This window comes from Amycolatopsis pittospori (assembly GCF_013870525.1).
GTDB lineage: Bacteria > Actinomycetota > Actinomycetes > Mycobacteriales > Pseudonocardiaceae > Amycolatopsis > Amycolatopsis pittospori.
Window position 1 is genome coordinate 1 of record NZ_JACBXD010000030.1, and the last position, 19,183, is coordinate 19,183.

Below are 19,183 nucleotides of genomic sequence, written 5' to 3' on the forward strand. Positions count from 1 at the left end.
CGGTAAAGGCGGCAAGGGTGGCGAAGACGAGGAGCACCAGCGCAAGATCACGCTGCAGGAAGAGGACGGCGACTCCCTGTTCGGCGGCTACGACGGTGACAAGCCGGTTCCGCCGGTGATCGGCGCATAACCGTGCTCCAGAAGCCTGTCGAACTGACGCTCCAGACGTATGAAACCCTTCTGGACCAACATAATCTCGGTGACATCCATCCGACGCTCGTTCGGGGCGCGCAGTGGTACCTGCCCGAGGAACGACGCGAGCTCAAGGCCACCGCTCAGTCCGAATTGGACAGACAAGGGCTGCTGAGGAACGGGCGGATCGACGACGAGTTCCTCGACACGCTGCGTTTCCTGCAGCGGCCGGCGGCCGAGTACTACTCGTGGGTGAAGTCCGAAGGGCGTGAACGGACCGTTCGCGCCGCGGGCAGTGGCCGCGAGGCGGTCACCGTCGTCCTGGTCGACCAGGTCGTATACCTGACGCCGACCCGGCCGGACACGCTCGCGCAGGATTTCACCGGTCTGCTTCCCGACGCTCCCGGCGCCCGCACACCGTCGTTGAACTGCTCGGAAGCCGACCTGCATCTCCTGATGAAGGGCGAAATGCTGACCGGCGCCAGCCCGAGTATCCGCGACGCCAAGAAGCTCCTCCAGTGGATCCGGTCGCCGCACACCTTCTTCGGAAGGCTGTACGTCGCCATCCGGGATGGTGGCGGCAACCGGAAACGCGTGGAGAAACCACCGGGCTGGATGGACACCGAACAGGGCCGGGTCGTGTTCGGCGCCGACGCCAAGGGCTGGGTGAGCCTCATGGGCGCCGGGCCGCACGACGTGGCCGCCAAGGTGGTCCAGCTGGAAGCGCAGCTCAGAGGCCGCTAGTCCTGGTGGTTCGGGTTCAGCACCCGCGAGAGGAACGTCTTGGTCCGTTCCTCCTGCGGGTCGCCGATGACCTGGTCCGGCGCGCCCTGTTCGACGACGACGCCGCCGTCCATGAACAGCACGATGTCGGCCACCTCGCGGGCGAACTGCATCTCGTGCGTGACGACGAGCATCGTCATGCCCTCCTGCGCGAGCTGCCGCATGACCGCGAGGACGTCGCCGACCAGTTCGGGGTCGAGCGCGGACGTCGGCTCGTCGAACAGCATGACGTCCGGGTCCATCGACAGCGCCCTGGCGATCGCGACTCGCTGCTGCTGTCCACCGGAAAGCTGCGTCGGCAGCGAAGACTCCTTCTCCGCCAGGCCGACCTTCGCGAGGTTGTCCCGCGCGACGCGCTCCGACTCTTCCTTGCCGCGCTTGAGAACCTTCCGCTGCGCGACGGTGAGGTTTTCGAGCACAGTCAGGTGCGAGAACAGGTTGAACGACTGGAAGACCATGCCGATCTTGGTGCGGGCGCCGTCGATGTCGACGTCCGGATCGGTGATCTCGCTGCCGTTGACCACGATCTTGCCCTGCTGCGGTTCCTCGAGGAGGTTGACGCAGCGCAACAACGTCGACTTGCCCGAACCGGACGGGCCGATGATGCAGACGACCTGACCCCGTTCGACCCGCAGGTCGATGCCCTTGAGCACCTCGAGTTCGCCGAACGCCTTGTGCAGTCCCGAAACCTCGACGATCGTCTGGGTGCTCATACCGTTCCTCCGCCGGGCACTCCGGCTCCGTATTTCTTTTCGAGCCGCTGCTGCAGGATCGACAGCGGAATGGTGATGACCAGGTAGCAGAGACCCGCGACGACGATCGGCGTCAGGCCCTTGGCCTCCAGCAACGCCTGACGGCTGAACTGCGCGAGCTCCTGCTGTGCCGGCGTGGTGCCGAGCAGGAACGCCAGCGAAGAGTCCTTCGTCAGCATGATCAGCTCGTTGGCCAGCGGCGGCAGGATGATCCGGAACGCCTGCGGGATCACGATCGTGATCATCGTGCGCGCGGGCGACATGCCGAGCGAACGCGCCGCCTCGACCTGTCCGCGCGGCACCGCCTGGATACCGGCGCGGATGGTCTCCGCCATGTAGGCCGAGGACACGATGCCCAGCGCCAGCATGATCGCGATGTTGCGCGGCACCTGCGTGTTGAACGCCGTCGGGACACCGATGCCGACGGCGAGGAAGATCAGCAGCGCGGGCAGGCCGCGGAAGAACTCGATGTACCCGCGCGCGAACCAGCGGTACGGGCCGACCGAAGAAAGTCTCATCAGGGCGAGTACGAGACCCAGCCCCAGACCGAGCGCGAAACCGAGCGCGGTGAAGACGACCGTGTTCTTCAGCGCGACCGTGATCACGTCCGGGAACTGCTTGGCGGCGACGTCGAGATCGAAGAACGCCTTGCCGATCCTGCTCCAGTCGGCCAGCAGCGCGAGCACGATGACGATCACCAGCAGCAGGACGTATTGCCCGGTTCGGAACGCCGAACGTCGCTGGCGGCGGCTCAAAGCCATTTCTCTCCTCAAACAAGTGGCGACAAACCTGTGGCCGGTGCACTGGGCACCGGCCACAGGGGACGGATTATCAACCGGCGGTCGGGCTGCCCGGCTGCCAGGTCGGCGCCTTGCCGAACCACTTCTGGTAGATCTGCGCGTACGAGCCGTCCGCCGCGGACGCCTTCAGCACCTCGTTGATCTGGCCGAGCAGGGCGGTGCTGCCCTTCTTCACCCCGATGCCGTAGAACTCGTTCGTCTTGAACTCGGTGACGACCGTGGTGTCCGGGTTCGTCTTCGCGTAGTCGTAGAGCACGCCGTTGTCGTTGACGCCCGCGTCGACCGTGCCGTTCTTGACGGCCTCTTCGAGCAGCGCGAGGTCGTCATAGGTGACGATCTCGGCGCCGGCGGCCTTTTCCTTGGCGTAGTCGGCACCGGTGGTGGCCGACTGGACGCCGATCTTCTTGCCGGCGACGTTGGAGAGGTCCTTGATCGGCGAACCGGTCTTGACCAGCAGCGCCTGGGTCGCCTCGAAGTACGGGTCGGAGAAGTCGAACTTCTCCTTGCGCTTGTCGGTGATCGTCATGCCCGCCGCGGCGACGTCGCACTGTCCGCTGTTCATCGCTTCACCGGACTCGATGTTCTCGAAGGCGATGTCGACGATGCTCTGCTCGACACCCAGCTTCTTGCCGACCAGGTCGACCAGGTCGACGTCGAAGCCGACGATCTTGTCGCCCTGCTTGACCTGGAACGGCTGGTAGGGCAGGTGCGTGCAGGTGGTGATCTTGCCGGAGGCGACGAGCTGGACGCCGCCTGCCGCGGTACCGCCTTCCTCACCGCAAGCAGTCAGCACTCCCGCGGCTAGGGCGAGCGCCGGGATCAGGGCGAGCGCTTTCAATCGGGCCACGTCGTCACTCCTTGTAGTTCCCATGTGTCGAGAGCACGCATATTGCCACTCATCCGGCGGCAATCACAGCACTACGACGTTACAGCGCCGTTTCGGCCGTCACTGCTCTTATGCGAGGTATCGCGCCGACATGGCAGGGTGAGCGAGTATGGCGACCATGAACAACAACTCGGCGCCGCGCCTCCCACCGGCCGGCCGCCGCCCCCGCGCGACGACTTCGGCGAGGCGGGCGGCGAAACCCGGTGCGCAGTTCGACGGCTATCTCTCGCCGGTCCGGCCGCACGCGGGCGCGTACGACGAGATGTTCACGGCCGACGGAACGGTCCGCCAGCCGTACCGGGCGCTGTACGAGTCGATTTCCGCGTTGACCTCGACCGATCTGTCTTCCCGCTCGGCGGCGATCGACCGCGCGATGGTCGATCAGGGCATCACCTTCTCGTTGTCCGGCCAGGAGCGCCCCTTCCCGCTCGACCTGGTGCCGAGGGTGATCACTTCGGCCGAATGGAGCAAACTCGAACGCGGTGTGGCGCAACGGGTCCGCGCGCTCGAAGCCTTCCTCGCCGACATCTACGGCGACCGGCAGATCCTGCGTGAAGGCGTTCTCCCGCGACGGCTGATCACCTCGTGTGAGCATTTCCAGCGCGAGGCGTTCGGGATCAACCCGCCCAACGGCGTCCGCATCCACGTGTCCGGTGTGGACCTGGTGCGTGACGAGGAGGGCACGTTCCGGGTACTGGAGGACAACCTCCGCAACCCGTCCGGGGTGTCGTACGTGATGGAGAACCGCCGCACGATGGCGCGTGTGTTCCCGGACCTGTTCGCCCAGCACCGGGTCCGGCCGGTCGGCGACTACGCCTCCCATCTGCTGCGCGCGCTGCGGGCGGCCGCCGCGGCGAACGTCGCCGACCCGATGGTCGTCGTGCTCACGCCGGGAGTGCACAACTCCGCGTACTTCGAGCATTCGCTGCTGGCCCGGCTGATGGGCGTCGAGCTGGTCGAGGGCCGCGACATGTTCTGTCGTGACAACGTCGTCTACCTGCGCACCACCGAGGGTGAACGCCAGGTCGACGTCGTCTACCGGCGGATCGACGACGAGTTCCTCGATCCGGTGCACTACCGGCCGGATTCCGTACTCGGGGTCGCCGGGATCCTCAACGCGGCCCGCGCGGGCAACGTGGTGGTCGCGAACGCGGTGGGCAACGGTGTCGGCGACGACAAGCTCGTCTACACCTACGTGCCCGAGATGGTGAAGTACTACCTCAACGAGAAGCCGCTGCTGCCCAATGTGGACACCTTCCGCTGCTGGCTGCCGGACGAGTTCGACTACGTCATGCAGCATATGGAAGAGCTGGTGATCAAACCGGTCGAAGGCTCCGGCGGGTACGGCATCGTCTTCGGGCCGGACGCGACGCAGGCGGAGCTCGCCGCGCTGAAGCGGAAGGTCCGGGCGCACAAACGCGGCTGGATCGCCCAGCCCGTCGTGCAGCTGTCCACCGTTCCATCCAAAGTGGACGAACGACTGGCGCCGCGGCACGTCGATCTCCGGCCGTTCGCGGTCAACGACGGCAAGGAGATCTTCGTCCTTCCCGGCGGGCTGACCAGGGTCGCGCTCCCGGAGGGGAGCCTGGTGGTCAACTCGTCGCAGGGTGGCGGCTCCAAGGACACCTGGGTGCTGGCGCCACGGTCCTCGACGGCGGAACGCGAGCTGGAACGGCCCGCGCTCGGCGCACTGTCCCAAGTGGACGGTCTGGTCGCCGAACAGGGGCCGGAGCTGACCACGACCCAGCAACAGCAGCAGCAACAGGCATAAAGGGAGGTTGATGTGCTCGCCCGCAACGCGGAATCGCTGTACTGGATCGGCCGGTACGTCGAACGCGCCGATGACACCTCCCGGATCCTCAACGTCTCGGTGCATCAGCTGCTCGAAGATGCGAGCGTCGACCCGGACCACGCGAGCCGTCAGCTGCTCGCCGTCCTGGGCATCTCGCCGGAGGGCATGGACTCCCTCGACGTGTGGAAGCTGACCGAACTGGTCGCCTACGCCAAGGACAACCCGGCGTCGATCGTCGGCTCGATCAACTCTGCCCGAGAGAACACGCGCGGTGCCCGAGAGGTCGTTTCGACCGAACTGTGGGAATGCCTGAACGCGACGTGGAACGCGGTGCCGGACAGGCAGCGGTACGCGCGCCGCGCCGGGCCGCACGCCTTCCTCTCCTTCGTGGAGGAACGCGCGGCGATGTTCGCCGGACTCGCCGATTCCACGATGAGCCGCGACGACGGCTGGCTGTTCATGGTGCTCGGCCGTTCGATCGAACGCGCGGACATGGTGGTGCGCCTGCTGCTTTCGCGAGTCCAGGACAGCGCGTCGTCGCCGGGCTGGATCACCGTGCTCCGATCGGCGGGCGCGCAGGACACCTACCTGCGGACCTATCGCGGCGCGCTCGACGCCGCCCGTGTCGTGCAGTTCCTGATGCGGGACACGCTGTTCCCGCGATCGGTGTTCCACGCGTTGCGCCAGGCCGAGGAATGCCTGGAGCGCCTGGATCCCGGCGTCAACTCGCGGGCCAACGAGAAGTCCGAGGCGCTGCGGCAACTCGGCCGTGCCCGCAGCGAGCTGGAGTTCCTGCGGCAGTCCGATCTGCTGGAGGATCTGCCGAAACGGCTCGGCGCCCTGCAGACGTCGATCAAGGACATCGGCGACGCGGTTTCGGTGCAGTACTTCCACTCGTCGCCTTGGGTGGCCTGGAGCGGTGCGGAGGTTTCGCTGTGACCTGGCAACTTCGGGTGGCCCACCGGACCGGGTACCGGTACGCGACGCCCGCGACGCAGTCGTACAACGAGGCGCGGCTGACCCCGCGTTCGGACCGGCGGCAGACCACGGTCGTGAACCGCGTCGAGACGACGCCGGCGACCCGCGCCTATCGGTACACGGATTACTGGGGCACCGTCGTCACGTCCTTCGACCTTCACGCGCCGCACACCGAGTTCACCGTGCTCGCGACGTCGGTGGTCGAGACGGCCGACGAAAGCGAGCCGATCCGCTCGGCGTCGTGGAAGGACCTGCGCAGCGACACCGTGGTCGACCACCGCACCGAATACCTGACCCCGACGGCGTACACGCCGCGCGATCCGGAACTGTCGAAGGTCGCGCGCGAACTACGGAAGGGGCTCGACCCGGCGGAGGCCGTGCTCGCGGTCTGCGAGTGGGTCAACGAGCAGCTCAAGTACCAGCCCGGGACGACCGGTGTGCACAGTACGGCGACCGACGCCTGGCGTGCGCGCGAAGGGGTCTGCCAGGACTTCGCGCATGTGACGCTGGTGATGCTGCGAGCGATCGGCGTCCCGGCGCGTTACGTCTCCGGGTACCTGCACACGAAGCCGGAGGCGAAGCTCGGCGAGACCGTCGAGGGCGAAAGCCACGCCTGGGTCGACGTCTGGACCGGCGGCTGGTGGGCCTACGACCCGACGAACGCGATCCCGGTCGGGACGCGGCACGTCTGGGTCGCGTACGGACGGGACTACGCCGACGTCGCGCCGCTGAAGGGCATCTTCACCGGCGGCGGTCAGTCCACTTTGGACGTCTCGGTGCAGCTGACCCGTCTGACCTGAGCCGTCAGGCCCTGCGCCGCAGCAACAGCCAGAGCAGATACGCGCCACCGAGCGCGGCCGCCACGACGCCCGCCGGGAGCAACGACGCTTCGAGAAGACGCTGGCCCAGGTAGTCCGCCGCGACGACCAGTGTCGCGCCGACGAAGACCGACGCCACCAGGTTCGGTCCCGGCAAGCGCGTCATCCGGCGCGCCAGTTGCGGTGCGGCGAGCGCGATGAACGGGATGGGCCCGGTCGCGGCGGTGGCCGCGGCGACCAGCGCGACCGCGACCAGCACCAGGGTCAGCCGCACGCGGGGGACGTCGACACCGATGCCGGTGGCGGCGTCGTCGCCCATCTCCAGCATCTTCAGCGCGCGGCCGTTCACGAACACGATCGGGACGAACACCGCCATCGCGATCGCCAGCGGCACGAAGTAGTTCCAGTCGCGGCCGGCGAGATCGCCGACCAGCCAGCCGACGGCCTGTGCGGCGGCCTCGAGATTCGCCTTCACCAGCAGATACGAGTTCACGCCGACCAGCACCGCGCTGACCGCGATCCCGAGCAGCACCAGCCGCGAACTCAGCAGGCCGTGCGGCGCGCACAACGCCATGACGACGAGCGCCGTCAGCAGTCCGCCCGCGAGAGCGCCGAGCGAAACGACGCCGGGGCCGGAACCGAAGAACAGCAGCGTCACGATGCCGCCGGTCGCCGAGCCCGTGGTGAACCCGATGATGTCCGGGCTGCCCAGCGGATTCCGGGTCAGCGTCTGGAAGACCGCGCCCGCCAGTGCGAGCGCGGCGCCGACGAGGATCGCGACCAGTACGCGCGGAAGCCGTCCCATGACGACCAGGTACTGCGCCTTCGTGCCCGAACCGGCCAGCGTCGTGAGTACCTCGCCGGGACTCATCTCGTAGTCGCCGGTGCCGACCGAAAGCACGACGAGGGCCAAGGTCACCAGGGCCAGCGCGGCGACGACGACCGTAGAACGTCTGTCCAAACCGGACTCGCGACGGACGAGCGTGCTCATCGGCGCACCGCCTTCAAACGCCGGGCGACGATCACGAACGCGACCCCGCCGACGACTTCGGTCATCACGCCGACCTGGATCTCGGCCGGTGACGCGGCCACACGGCCGAGGACGTCGCAGCCGAGCAGCAGTACCGGCCCGAGCAACGCCGAAAGCGGCATCACCCAGCGTTCGTCCTGGCCGACCAGCAACCGGACGACGTGCGGGATCATCAGGCCGACGAAGGCGATCGGCCCGCAGGCCGCGGTCGCCGCCGCCGAAAGCAGCCCGACGGCGACCATCCCGGCGACCCGGACCAGCGCCGGATTCGCGCCGAGGCCGCGCGCGGTGTCCTCTCCGAGCGCCAGCGCGTTGAGCGAACGGGCCAGCACCAGCGCGATCACCACGCCCGCGACGAAGAACGGCAGCAGCACGGACAGCTGACCGAGGTCCCGGTTGACCAGCGAACCGACCAGCCAGAACCGCATGGTCTGCAGGTTGTGCGTGTCGATCATCTGCATGGCCTGGTTGATCCCGACGAACACCGCCTGGATCGCGACACCGGCCAGCACCAGCCTCAGCGGGCTCGTGGCACCCCGCGTCCCACCGATCACCGAGACCAGCGCGGTTCCCGCGAGCGCGCCGGCGAAGGCGAACCAGACGTATTCGCCGGGCGAAGTCACCGAGAAGACCGTCGAGCCGAGCACGATCGCGACGGCGGCGCCGTGGTTGATGCCGAGCAGTCCGGGTTCCGCGACCGGGTTGCGGGTGATCGCCTGCATCAGCGACCCGGCGAGCCCGAGCGCCATCCCGACCAGCAGCCCGAGCACCGTTCGGGGCAGGCGATCGTCGCGGACGACGACGTCGTTGTAACTGCCGTCGTAGGCGAAGAGGGCGTGCAGGACTTCACCGAGCGAAAGGCGATTCGAGCCGAAGCCGATCGACAGCAGGACGACCGCGGCGAGGGCGATCAGCGACCCCACCAGGACCAGCGTTCGCACGGAGACGCTGGTCCTCGGTGAGCTGACGCGCTCCGTGACCTGGACCATGGCGTTCACAGTAAGCGAAGGCTAGCCTAACTACGAAATCCGGTTCGATGGCGAAAGAAGATCTCCGATGCACCTCTCCCGACGCGGCTTCCTCGCCGGCACCGCGGCGCTCGGCGCCACCGGCCTCCTGACCGCCTGCGGCTACCAGGAAGAGACGCCGTCGCGGGGAGCGGGCACGACGTGGTCCTTCACCGACGACCGCGGGCGCAAGCTCGAAGGCGAGCGGCCCACCCGGATCGTCGCGCAGGTGACGGCGGCCGCCGCGCTGTGGGACCTCGGCGTGAAGTCGGTCGGGATCTTCGGCCCGTCGAAGTTCGCCGACGGCAAGCCGGACCCGCAGGCGGGCGGCGTCGACCTGAACACGGTGACCTCGCTCGGGAACGTCTGGAACGAGTTCAACTTCGACAAGTTCGTCTCGCTCGACCCTCAGCTGCTGATCAGCGTGATGTACCTGAAGGAACAGATGTGGTACGTCCCGGACACGCAGACGGAGAAGATCGACAAGGCCGCGCCGAGTGTCGGGATCCGGCTGCAGGACATCTCGATGCCGGAGGGGATCGCGAAGTTCACTTCGCTGGCGAAGGCGCTGGGCGCCGACACGGAGACTCCGGCGATCCAGGCCGCGAAGGCCGAGTACGAGAAGGCCGACGCCGCGCTCGGTGAAGCGGCGAAGAAGGCCGCGGGCCTGAAGATCCTGCTGGTGTCCGCACAGAAGGACGCCGTCTACGTCTCGAACGCGCCGAAGTTCGCGACCTCGAAGCACTACCAGAGCAAGGGCCTGAACTTCGTCACGCCGGAGTCGCCAGACGAGAGCCAGGGCGGCTACTACCAGCAGATCAGCTGGGAGAACATCGGCAAGTACCCCGCCGACGTGATCATGTACGACAACCGCGGCGGCTCGCTCTCCCTCGGCCCGGACGGGCTCGGCGGCGTGCCGACCTGGGCGCAGCTGCCCGCGGTGAAGGCCGGGAAGCTGATCCCCTGGAACAACGAGACGCCGTTCTCCTACCAGCGGTTCACGCCGCAGCTGACGGAACTGACCGCCGCGCTGAACAAGTTCGCCTAAGCCGCGAAGGCAGCGGTGCCGAGTGGGTCAGGTTGGTCGTGAGTGGCGATTCGGGTTCTAACCCGAATCGCCACTCACGACCGGCTCAGCCCAGGAACTCCCGCAGCGCCGCCGCGAGGTCGGCCGGGTTGTCCTCGGCCATGTGGTGCCCGGATTCGATCGCGAAGCCTCGGACGTCTTCGGCCCATTCGCGCCAGACGGCGACCGGGTCGCCGTAGAGATCGCCGAGGTCGTCGAAGCTGGACCACAGGACGAGCAGCGGGCACATGATCTTGTTCCCTGCCGCCTTGTCCGTGTCATCGGCTTCGCGGTCGGGTCCGAGGCCGGCGCGGTAATCCTCGAGCATGGCGTGGACGGTCTCGGGATCGTGGATCGCGCGGAGGAAGTCAGCGTGGTTCTCGGCGCCCATCGCTTCGGGATCGCCGCCGTACCAGGCGTCCGGGTCGGCGTTGATCACGCGCTCGGCGGGTTTCGCGAGCTGACCGAAGAAGAACCAGTGCCACCATGCCTGCGCGAACCCGGCGTCCGCGCGGGAGAGGTGCTCGCCGATCGGGATGCCGTCGAGGATCGCCAGTTTCGTGACGGCTTCCGGATGATCGAAGGCCAGGCGGTAGGCGACGGCGCTGCCGCGATCGTGACCGGCGACGGCGAACCGCTCGTGGCCGAGGTGCCGCATGAGCGCGACGACGTCGGTCGCCATGGCACGTTTCGAATGAGCGGAGTGGTCTTCGGTGGTCTCGGGCTTCGAGGACTGGCCGTAGCCACGGAGATCCGGGCAGACGACGGTGAAGGCGTCCGAGAGCCGGGGCGCGACGTCGTACCAGGTGGTGTGCGTGCGGGGATGTCCGTGGAGGAGAACGAGAGGCGGCCCTGAACCGCCGTAGCGGACTCTCAAGGTCGATTCGCCGACGTCTATCTTTTCGAGCTCGAAACCTTCGAACATGATCCTCCCGCGTGCAATGAAAGGCCCGTTACTGGCAAATTTTGCTAGTAACGGGCCTTTCATTGCAGCGTGAGCGAGAAAGATCTAGCTCCGCGCGTGCGCGTCCAGGATGTGCGCGACCGCTTCGGTGACCCGCTGCGCGAAGTCGATGTTCAGCCACTCGTCCGGCACGTGGATGTTCGAGTCCGGACCGCAGGCGCCGGTGACGACGAACTGCGCCTCCGGGTACTTCTCGCCGAGCAGCCCCATGAACGGGATCGACCCGCCCATGCCGTAGCTCTTGTGCGGCGCGCCGAAGACCTCGCCGCTCACGTGGTGCAGGGCGTCGTCGAGCCAGGGAGCGGTGTCGGGCGCGTTCCAGCCGTTCTCGGCCTGGAAGTCGCCGAGCTCGACCGAAGCGTCGTAGGGGACGTCGGTGGTGAGCACGCGGCGGACGGCCTCCATCGCGGCCTTGGCGTCGGCGGTCGGCGGGAGCCGGAAGCTCAGCGTGAGCGTGGTGCTGTCGCGGAGCACGTTGCCCGCGTCGGCGGGGAGCGGGAAGCCCTCCGCGCCGATCACCGACAACGTCGGCCGCCACGAGTTGTTGAGCAGTAGTTCGAGGTCGTCGTCCGACACCGGGCGGCCGACCACCGGGAAGAGCGTCTTCGCCGCGCCGGGCGCGATCTCGACGACGCCGCGTGCCTCGTCGACGCGGTTCTCCGGAATGTCGACGCTCAGTTCGGCGAGCTTGATCTCGCCGGTCTCGGCGTTCTCGATCCGATCGAGCAGGACACGCAGGACACGGAACGAGCTCGCGACGATGCCGCTGGCCATCCCCGAGTGCTGCGCGGACTCGAGCACCTTCACGGTGACGTTGACGTGCAGCATGCCGCGCAGGCTGGTGGTCAGCCACAGTCGCTTGTAGTCGGTGCCGCCGGCGTCGAGGCAGACGACCAGCGAGACGGCGCCGAGGCGCTCCTTCAGGTGCTCGACGTACGCGGGAAGGTCCGGGCTGCCGGACTCCTCACCGGTCTCGAGCAGCACGACCGCGCGGGAGTGCTCGCCACCGGCGGCGCGCACGGCCTCGATCGCGGTGGTCGCCGCGTAGCCCGAGTAGCCGTCGTCGACGGCGCCGCGGCCGTACAGCCGGCCGTCGCGGATCACCGGCGTCCACGGGTCGAGCCCCTCGGACCAGCCACCGACCGGGGGCTGCTTGTCGAGGTGCCCGTACATCAGCACGGTGCCCTTGTCGGCCGCTTCGGACGTCGCCGGGATGTCGACGACGAGAAGCGGGCTGCGGCCTTCGAGTTCCACGACCTCGAGCGTCGCGCCGGGGATCTCCCGGGCGGCGATCCAGGCGCGGACATGCTCGACAGCGGCGGCGAGATGGCCGCTCTTCGCCCACTCGGAGTCGAAGGCCGGCGACAACGCGGGGATCGCCACCAGGCCGGACAAGCTGGGAAGGACGTCGTGCGTCCAGTTCGAAACCACGGTTTCGCGTACGGATTTCTGCTCCACGTCCGCCATCCTGCCACGGGTTCGCGGGGGTGTGATGGGTCACAACGGCGGGCTGCGGATCGTGAGCGATCAAGCCGGACACAACGCCCGGTGGGGCTCGTCAGCCGCTGGTCGGCGCGCGGGTGAATCCCCTACTTTCGGCGGCCCCACACTCGGGCTTCCTAGCATTTTCCCTGATCAGACACCCTTTCTCAGCAACAAATCAGCATCCGCCACTGACCAAAACGGCATCCGGCATGCCAGGATGTGCGCACGAACCGTCAACGCCGATGGTGACCCAGCGCTTCAGATCCGACGCGCAGGTCCCCGCCGGCGCAGTCACTGTGGCCGCCACAAGTGGCCGCCAGAGGCGCCGACACCAAGGAGAACAGCGCATGCCGTCCGAACACTGGACGCACCCGGAACCTGGAGATGGTCCCGCCGCGGTAGCGGCCCAACCTTCCCCTGAACAGGTGATCGCCGGTTTGCGAGCAACGAGCGAAGGTGGAGCCGAGCTCACCCAGCTCCTCACCCCCGAAGGCGAACGGGTCTCCTCGCCGCGATTCGACCGGTATGTCGACGACATCGACGCCGAAGCCCTCCGCGGCCTCTACCGCGACATGGTCCTGGTCCGCCGTGCGGACCGCGAGGCCAACGCGATGCAGCGCCAGGGCCAGCTCGGCATCTGGGTTCCGCTGCTCGGCCAGGAGGCCGCGCAGATCGGCTCCGGCCGTGCGCTGAGGCAGGGGGACATGGCGTTCCCCAGCTACCGCGAACACGGCGTCGCGTACGCCCGCGGCGTCGACATGAAGGACCTGCTGGGCATCTTCCGCTGCACCGACCACAGCGGCTGGGACTACAAGGCCCACGGCTTCCACCCGTACACCATCGTCATCGGCAACCAGGTGCTCAACGCCGCCGGTTACGCGATGGGCCAGAAGTTCGAAGGCAAGGTCGGCGACGACGACGGCGAAGCCACCATCTGCTACTTCGGTGACGGAGCGACCTCGCAGGGCGACGTGCACGAAGGCTTCGTCTGGGCCGCGGTCTACGACGCGCCGCTCGTGTTCTTCTGCCAGAACAACCAGTGGGCGATCTCCGAGCCCACCGAACGCCAGTCGCGCCTGCCGCTGTACCAGCGCGCCCGCGGCTACGGCTTCCCCGGCATCCGCGTCGACGGCAACGACGTCCTCGCCTGCCTCGCGGTCTCCCGCTGGGCGCTGGAGGAATGCCGTCACGGCAACGGCCCGGTGCTGATCGAGGCGTTCACCTACCGGATGGACGCGCACACCACCACCGACGACCCCACCCGCTACCGGCTCTCCGACGAGCTGGAGGAGTGGAAACTGAAGGACCCGATCGAGCGCGTCCGGGCGTACCTCGCCCGCGGTGGCGGCGCCGACCAGGCGTTCTTCGACCAGGTGCAGGCCGACTCGGACGCTTTCGCTGCCGAACTGCGCGAGTACTGCTTCAACATGCCTGAACCGCCTCCCGAGCGGATCTTCTCCAACGTCTACGCGGAATCCACGCCGATGCTGGACGCGCAGCGCGAAGAGTTCCTGTCCTACTTGGACGGTTTCGTCGGGGCGGGTGAGCACTGAAATGAGCGACCTCCAGAAACTCACCATCGGCAAGGCGATCAACCTCGGTCTCCGGCGCGCCATGGAAGAGGACCCCAAGGTCCTGATCATGGGTGAGGACGTCGGCAAGCTCGGCGGCGTCTTCCGCATCACCGACGGTCTTCAGAAGGACTTCGGCGAGCAGCGCGTGCTGGACACGCCGCTCGCCGAGTCGGGCATTATCGGCACCGCGGTCGGCCTGGCCGTCCGCGGTTTCCGCCCGGTGTGCGAGATCCAGTTCGAGGGCTTCATCTTCCCCGGCTTCGACCAGATCGTGAGCCAGGTGGCGAAGCTGCACTACCGGACGCAGGGCAAGGTCAAGATGCCCATCGTGATCCGGGTGCCGTTCGGTGGCGGCATCGGCGCGGTCGAGCACCACTCGGAGTCGCCGGAATCGCTGTTCTCGCACGTCCCCGGCCTCAAGGTCGTCTCGTGCTCGAACGCCGTCGACGCCTATTGGATGATCCAGCAGGCCATCAAGTCCGACGACCCGATCCTGTTCTTCGAGCCCAAGAAGCTGTACCACTCGGGCGCGTTGAAGGCCGAGGTCGACACCGAAGGCACGCCGGACGCGCTGTTCAAATCCCGCGTCGTCCGCGAAGGCACGACGGCCACTGTCGTCGCGTACGGCCCGTCGGTGAAGGTCGCGCTCGACGCGGCCAGCGCCGCCGAGGACGAGGGCAAGTCCCTCGAGGTCATCGACCTGCGGACGCTGTCGCCGCTGGACCTGGACCCGGTGTTCGAGTCGGTGCGCAAGACCGGACGGCTGATCGCCCTGAGCGAGGCGCCGTCCGAGACGTCGCTGACCTCGGAGATCGCCGCGCGCGTGCAGCAGGAATGCTTCTACTCGCTCGAAGCCCCCGTGCTCCGGGTGACCGGTTTCGACACGCCGTACCCGCCGGCCAAGCTCGAGGAGCATTACCTCCCCGACCTGGACCGGGTGCTGCACACCGTCGACCGTTCACTCGCCTGGTAAGGGGGAAGTTCCCGAAATGCCCGAATACAAGCACTTCCCTCTCGCCGACACGGCGGAGGGGCTAACCGAGGCCGACATCATCGCCTGGCAGGTCAAGCCGGGTGACATCGTGACGGTGAACCAGATCGTGGTCGAGGTCGAGACCGCGAAGGCCGCCGTCGAACTGCCCATCCCCTGGGCGGGCGTCGTCACCGAACTACTCGCCGAACCGGGCCAGACGGTGGAGGTCGGTACGCCGATCCTCACCATCGACGTCGACCCGGGCGGCAAGGCTGCTCCTTCCGCGCCGGCACCCGCCGCGGCGAAGGAAGAGGAGCCTGCCGAGGAGGAGATGAAGCCGCTGGTCGGCTACGGCTCCAAGGCCGTCGTCACGCAGCGCCGGGCACGGAAGGGCGCGGCTCCGGCCGCACCTGCCGCACCCGCCGCCGCGGTGGCCGTCGCTCCGGCACCGGCTCCCGTTCCCGCGGCACCGGCCCCTGTCGCGACTCCGAAGGGTGGGTACGTACCGCTGGCGAAGCCGCCGGTGCGCAAACTCGCCAAGGACCTCGGCGTCGACCTGCACGCGCTCACCGGCACCGCCGAGGGTGGCGTGATCACCCGGGACGACGTGCACGCCGCCGCCAACGGTTCCGCCGCACCGGCCACCACCGCGGCGTCTACTGTGGACAGTGGCTATGACCCGGCCACCCGCGAGCGCCGCGTGGCGATCAAGGGCGTCCGCAAGGCCACCGCGGCCGCGATGGTGCAGAGCGCCTACGCGGCCCCGCATGTCACGGAGTTCCTCACCATCGACGTCACGCCGATGATGGAATTCCGGGAGAAGCTGAAGAAGTCGCGCGAGTTCGCCGGGGTCAAGGTCACCCCGCTGACCTTCGCGGCGAAGGCCGTCTGCATGGCGGCCAAGCGCACTCCGGACGTCAACGCGGTGTGGGACGAAGCGGCGCAGGAGATCGTCTACAAGGACTACGTGCACCTCGGGATCGCCGCGGCCACCCCGCGCGGACTCGTCGTGCCCAAGGTCCGCGACGCGGATTCGATGTCCCTCAAGGAACTCGCGATCGCGCTCACCGAACTGACGGACGTCGCCCGCGAGGGCAAGACCACCCCGGCGGCCATGCTCGGCGGCACGATCACCATCACCAACGTCGGCGTCTTCGGCGTCGACACCGGTACGCCGATCATCAACCCCGGCGAGTCCGCGATCCTGTGCCTCGGCGCGATCAAGGACACCCCGTGGGTGGTCGACGGCGAGATCAAGGTGCGCAAGGTCCTCCAGCTTTCGCTGAGCTTCGACCACCGCGTGGTCGACGGGCAGCAGGGTTCGGAGTTCCTGGCCGACGTCGGCGCTCTGCTGGCCGACCCGGCGGTCGCGATCACCTACTGACCCAAAGTCCGTGAAGGCCTCCTTCCCTACCCTGAGAGTAGGGAAGGAGGCCTTCACGGACATCTGGCTTATTCATTTGACGGAGTGAGCACTCACTCCGCACACTGGAGGCATGACAGAAACCACCTCCCGACGGAGAGCACCGGGCATGAGTGCCGAGGAACGGCGTCGGATGATCGTCCAGTCCGTGCTGCCCTTGCTGGTGGAGCACGGCGCGAGTGTCACGTCGGCCCAGATCGCCCGCGCCGCCGGGATCGGTGAGGGCACGGTCTTCCGCGTGTTCAAGGACAAGGACGAACTCTTCGCCACCTGCTTCGCCGAAGCGCTCAAGCCGGACCAGGTACTCGACGCGATCGCCGTGATCGACCTCGACCAGCCCCTCGACGACAGGCTCATCGAGGCCGCCGACGCGCTCAGCGCACACCTTCAGCGGATGGGGGCGCTGATGGCCGCGATGCACGGCACCGGCAGACGGCCCGAACACCGCCACGGCCCCGACGGCCGCGGGGACCGGCGCAAGGAATCGATGAGCGCTATGCGCGACGCCATGGCCGAACTGTTCGAACCGGAGAAGGACAAGCTGCGCCTGCCGCCGACGCAGTCCGCGGCACTCTTCCTCTCGCTGCTGTTCAGCGGCCGGATCCGGTTCAGCGAGACGGGAGACGAACCCACCACGATGGAACTGGTCGACGTATTCCTCAACGGCGCCTTGGGGGCCGCGTGATCGGCGGCCCGCCCGGAGGGGGCGGCGGCTTCGAAACGCTGATGATGGCGAGAGGCCGACGTCGTCGTATGGCGACGACGGTGCCCGACAGCGGTCTGACCGGCCCGGTCGACATCCCGGATCCGGAACCCGAAGCCGGCCCGAAAGACCTGAAGTCCCGGCTCAACCGCATGTGGGTCAACATCGCCGGCACGGTCCGCGGCCTGCCCAAGGTCGCGAAGCTGACCTGGGCGGCGAGCCCGGTGCTGACCATCATGATCACGCTGGTGACGCTGCTTTCCGGCCTTCTTCCGACGGCGACCGCGTACATCGCGAAGCTGCTGATCGACTCCGTGGTCGCGGCGATCCAGGGACATGGGACGAAGAGCGCGATCGTCGTCATCGCGGCGTTCCAGTTCGGCATCCTCGTGCTGACGGCGCTTTCGCAGGCACTGACCACCTACGCCCAGGCTCTGCTGCAGGAACGCATGACCCTCACCATTCGCCACCAGGTGATGAGCCACGCGAGCGAACTGCACCTGTCGTATTTCGAGGGCTCCGCCTCCTACGACATGCTGCGCCAGGCCGCTCAGGAGGCGCCGACGCGGCCGCTGTCGATGATGAACTCGGCACTGGGCCTGGTCCGGACGGCGATCACCTTCGGCAGCATGATCGCGCTACTCGTCTCGATCAGCCCGCTGCTCGCGCTGGTCGCCCTCGTGGCGCCGATCCCCGCGTTCATCTCGCAGTCGAAGTACGGCGCTCGCGCGTTCTGGCTGACGCTGATGATGTCGCCGCTGAAGCGCCGGATGGACTACCTGAACTCTCTGGTCACCACGGACACCTACGCCAAGGAGACGAAGCTCTTCGGCCTCGGCCCGTATTTCGTCGACCGGTTCCAGCGCCTCGGCCAGGTCTCCTACGACCGGCAACGGAAACTGACCCGCAGCCGCAGCATCAGTTCGACGTCGTGGGGCCTGCTGAGCACCGCCGCCGGATCCGCGATCGCGCTGTACATCGCGCTTGAGGCCGTCGGTGGACGGCTCACCCTCGGCGATCTCGCGCTGTACACGGCCGCCGCGGCTTCGGTGCAGACGTCGGTCCAGGGCCTGTTCACCGCGTTTTCCGGGATGTACGAGAACAATCTGTACCTCGACACGCTGTATCGCTTCCTCGCCACGGAACCGGAGATCGTCGCGCCGCCGAAACCGCGGCCGATTCCGTCCACTGTGGAGGGACATATCGAGTTCGAGGAGGTGTCCTTCACCTATCCCGGAGCCCCCGAACCCGCGCTCGACGGCGTGACCTTCGAGATCCGGCCGGGCGAGACGGTCGCCGTGGTCGGCCGCAACGGCGCCGGGAAGTCGACGCTGTTCAAACTGCTGTGCCGGCTGTACGACCCGACGGGCGGGCGGATCCTGCTCGACGGCGTCGACATCCGCGAGTACGACCCGGTGGAACTGCGGCGGGCGATCAGCGCGATGTTCCAGGATTACGTGACCTACCAGGGCACCGCGTCCGAGAACATCGGACTCGGCGACCTGACGCACCTCGTCGACCGCGAGCGCATCGAGGAATCGGCGAAGCGGGCCGGCGCCGACGAGCGGATCGAACGCCTGCCCAGCGGGTACGACAGCCCACTCGGCCGCTGGTTCGACCAGGGCGTCAGCCTCTCCGGCGGCGAATGGCAGAAGATCGCGCTGGCCAGGGCGTTCCTGCGGGAGGCGCCGATCCTGATCCTCGACGAGCCGACGTCCGCGCTCGACGCCCAGGCCGAACACGACCTCTTCTCGCGGCTGCGTGAACTTTCGGAGGGACGCACGACGCTGTACATCTCGCACCGGTTCTCCACCGTCCGGCAGGCGGAGCGGATCCTGTTGCTGGAGCACGGAAAGGTCGCCGAATACGGCACGCACGACGAGCTGATGGCGGCGAAGGCGGGCTACGCCGAGCTGTTCACCCTGCAAGCCGCCGCGTATCTCGACGAAGCCGTCAGCTGAGTGGACACCTTCCCCCGGAACGGTTGACCCAGGTCACCGTTTCGGGGGTTGGGAGC

17 protein-coding genes are annotated in these 19,183 nt (G+C 67.7%); 10 read left to right on the forward strand and 7 right to left on the reverse strand.

Translation table 11 applies throughout. The features are described from left to right. The first annotated feature begins 132 nt into the window (after positions 1 to 132). Entirely contained in the window at positions 133 to 876 is a 744-nt protein-coding gene (locus H5J31_RS18585; RefSeq protein ID WP_181773861.1) for an ESX secretion-associated protein EspG, read from the forward strand. Here the strand turns inward: H5J31_RS18585 and H5J31_RS18590 are convergent. From H5J31_RS18590 to H5J31_RS18600, 3 genes are all read right to left on the reverse strand, one after another. After that, positions 873 to 1,628 carry an amino acid ABC transporter ATP-binding protein gene (locus tag H5J31_RS18590; RefSeq protein WP_207898250.1) on the reverse strand — a complete coding sequence of 252 codons (756 nt, stop codon included), beginning with the start codon at positions 1,626 to 1,628 and terminating at the stop codon, positions 873 to 875. The two genes, H5J31_RS18585 and H5J31_RS18590, sit on opposite strands and share 4 nt — an antisense overlap. Continuing rightward, the gene (locus H5J31_RS18595; protein WP_181773862.1) at positions 1,625 to 2,428 is read right to left on the reverse strand and encodes an amino acid ABC transporter permease; all 804 of its coding nucleotides are present in this window, start codon (positions 2,426 to 2,428) and stop codon (positions 1,625 to 1,627) included. The genes H5J31_RS18590 and H5J31_RS18595 overlap by 4 nt, the downstream gene beginning before the upstream one ends. Before the next feature lie 70 nt (positions 2,429 to 2,498). After that, positions 2,499 to 3,314, reverse strand: coding sequence for a basic amino acid ABC transporter substrate-binding protein (locus tag H5J31_RS18600; protein WP_181773863.1), 816 nt, complete (start codon positions 3,312 to 3,314; stop codon positions 2,499 to 2,501). A gap of 148 nt (positions 3,315 to 3,462) precedes the next feature. On the opposite strand from H5J31_RS18600, the gene H5J31_RS18605 reads away from it, so the two are divergent. Genes H5J31_RS18605 through H5J31_RS18615 form a run of 3 tightly spaced genes read left to right on the forward strand, consistent with a single transcriptional unit; the run spans position 3,463 to position 6,923 of the window. Then, a complete protein-coding gene (locus H5J31_RS18605; RefSeq protein ID WP_181773864.1) occupies positions 3,463 to 5,124 on the forward strand; it encodes a circularly permuted type 2 ATP-grasp protein in 1,662 nt (553 codons plus the stop codon). Positions 5,125 to 5,136: 12 nt separating this feature from the next. Beyond that, positions 5,137 to 6,084: an alpha-E domain-containing protein gene (locus H5J31_RS18610; protein WP_125790813.1), complete on the forward strand. Its 948-nt coding sequence runs from the start codon at positions 5,137 to 5,139 to the stop codon at positions 6,082 to 6,084. After that, positions 6,081 to 6,923 (forward strand): transglutaminase family protein, encoded by an 843-nt coding sequence (locus tag H5J31_RS18615; protein WP_181773865.1) that lies wholly within the window; start codon positions 6,081 to 6,083, stop codon positions 6,921 to 6,923. The genes H5J31_RS18610 and H5J31_RS18615 overlap by 4 nt, the downstream gene beginning before the upstream one ends. A 4-nt stretch (positions 6,924 to 6,927) precedes the next feature. Here H5J31_RS18615 and H5J31_RS18620 read toward each other — a convergent pair whose 3' ends face one another. Both H5J31_RS18620 and H5J31_RS18625 read right to left on the reverse strand, forming a co-directional pair. Beyond that, complete coding sequence (locus H5J31_RS18620; RefSeq protein WP_181773866.1) at positions 6,928 to 7,932, reverse strand: FecCD family ABC transporter permease; 1,005 nt, start codon at positions 7,930 to 7,932, stop codon at positions 6,928 to 6,930. Continuing rightward, positions 7,929 to 8,960: a FecCD family ABC transporter permease gene (locus tag H5J31_RS18625; protein ID WP_207898252.1), complete on the reverse strand. Its 1,032-nt coding sequence runs from the start codon at positions 8,958 to 8,960 to the stop codon at positions 7,929 to 7,931. The genes H5J31_RS18620 and H5J31_RS18625 overlap by 4 nt, the downstream gene beginning before the upstream one ends. A gap of 67 nt (positions 8,961 to 9,027) precedes the next feature. On the opposite strand from H5J31_RS18625, the gene H5J31_RS18630 reads away from it, so the two are divergent. Then, entirely contained in the window at positions 9,028 to 10,026 is a 999-nt protein-coding gene (locus H5J31_RS18630) for an ABC transporter substrate-binding protein (protein ID WP_181773867.1), read from the forward strand. Positions 10,027 to 10,111: 85 nt separating this feature from the next. Here the strand turns inward: H5J31_RS18630 and H5J31_RS18635 are convergent, their stop codons facing one another. Together H5J31_RS18635 and H5J31_RS18640 are read right to left on the reverse strand one after the other, a co-directional pair. Beyond that, a complete protein-coding gene (locus H5J31_RS18635) occupies positions 10,112 to 10,969 on the reverse strand; it encodes an alpha/beta fold hydrolase (protein WP_181773868.1) in 858 nt (285 codons plus the stop codon). Between the two features lie 84 nt (positions 10,970 to 11,053). After that, positions 11,054 to 12,466, reverse strand: a complete 1,413-nt coding sequence (locus tag H5J31_RS18640) for a M20/M25/M40 family metallo-hydrolase (RefSeq protein ID WP_181773869.1) — start codon at positions 12,464 to 12,466, stop codon at positions 11,054 to 11,056. Positions 12,467 to 12,840: 374 nt separating this feature from the next. Here H5J31_RS18640 and pdhA point away from each other — a divergent pair, with 374 nt between their 5' ends. The 5 genes from pdhA (at position 12,841) to H5J31_RS18665 (ending at position 19,127) form a co-directional block, all read left to right on the forward strand. Further along, positions 12,841 to 14,046: a pyruvate dehydrogenase (acetyl-transferring) E1 component subunit alpha gene (gene pdhA / locus H5J31_RS18645; RefSeq protein WP_181773870.1), complete on the forward strand. Its 1,206-nt coding sequence runs from the start codon at positions 12,841 to 12,843 to the stop codon at positions 14,044 to 14,046. Between the two features lies 1 nt (position 14,047). Next, a complete protein-coding gene (locus H5J31_RS18650; protein ID WP_181773871.1) occupies positions 14,048 to 15,040 on the forward strand; it encodes an alpha-ketoacid dehydrogenase subunit beta in 993 nt (330 codons plus the stop codon). Between the two features lie 16 nt (positions 15,041 to 15,056). Beyond that, entirely contained in the window at positions 15,057 to 16,424 is a 1,368-nt protein-coding gene (locus H5J31_RS18655) for a dihydrolipoamide acetyltransferase family protein (RefSeq protein ID WP_181773872.1), read from the forward strand. A 148-nt stretch (positions 16,425 to 16,572) separates the two neighbouring features. Continuing rightward, positions 16,573 to 17,148: a TetR/AcrR family transcriptional regulator gene (locus H5J31_RS18660; RefSeq protein WP_181773873.1), complete on the forward strand. Its 576-nt coding sequence runs from the start codon at positions 16,573 to 16,575 to the stop codon at positions 17,146 to 17,148. 68 nt (positions 17,149 to 17,216) lie between these two features. Continuing rightward, positions 17,217 to 19,127 carry an ABC transporter ATP-binding protein gene (locus H5J31_RS18665; RefSeq protein WP_328701542.1) on the forward strand — a complete coding sequence of 637 codons (1,911 nt, stop codon included), beginning with the start codon at positions 17,217 to 17,219 and terminating at the stop codon, positions 19,125 to 19,127. The last annotated feature ends 56 nt before the right edge of the window (positions 19,128 to 19,183 follow it).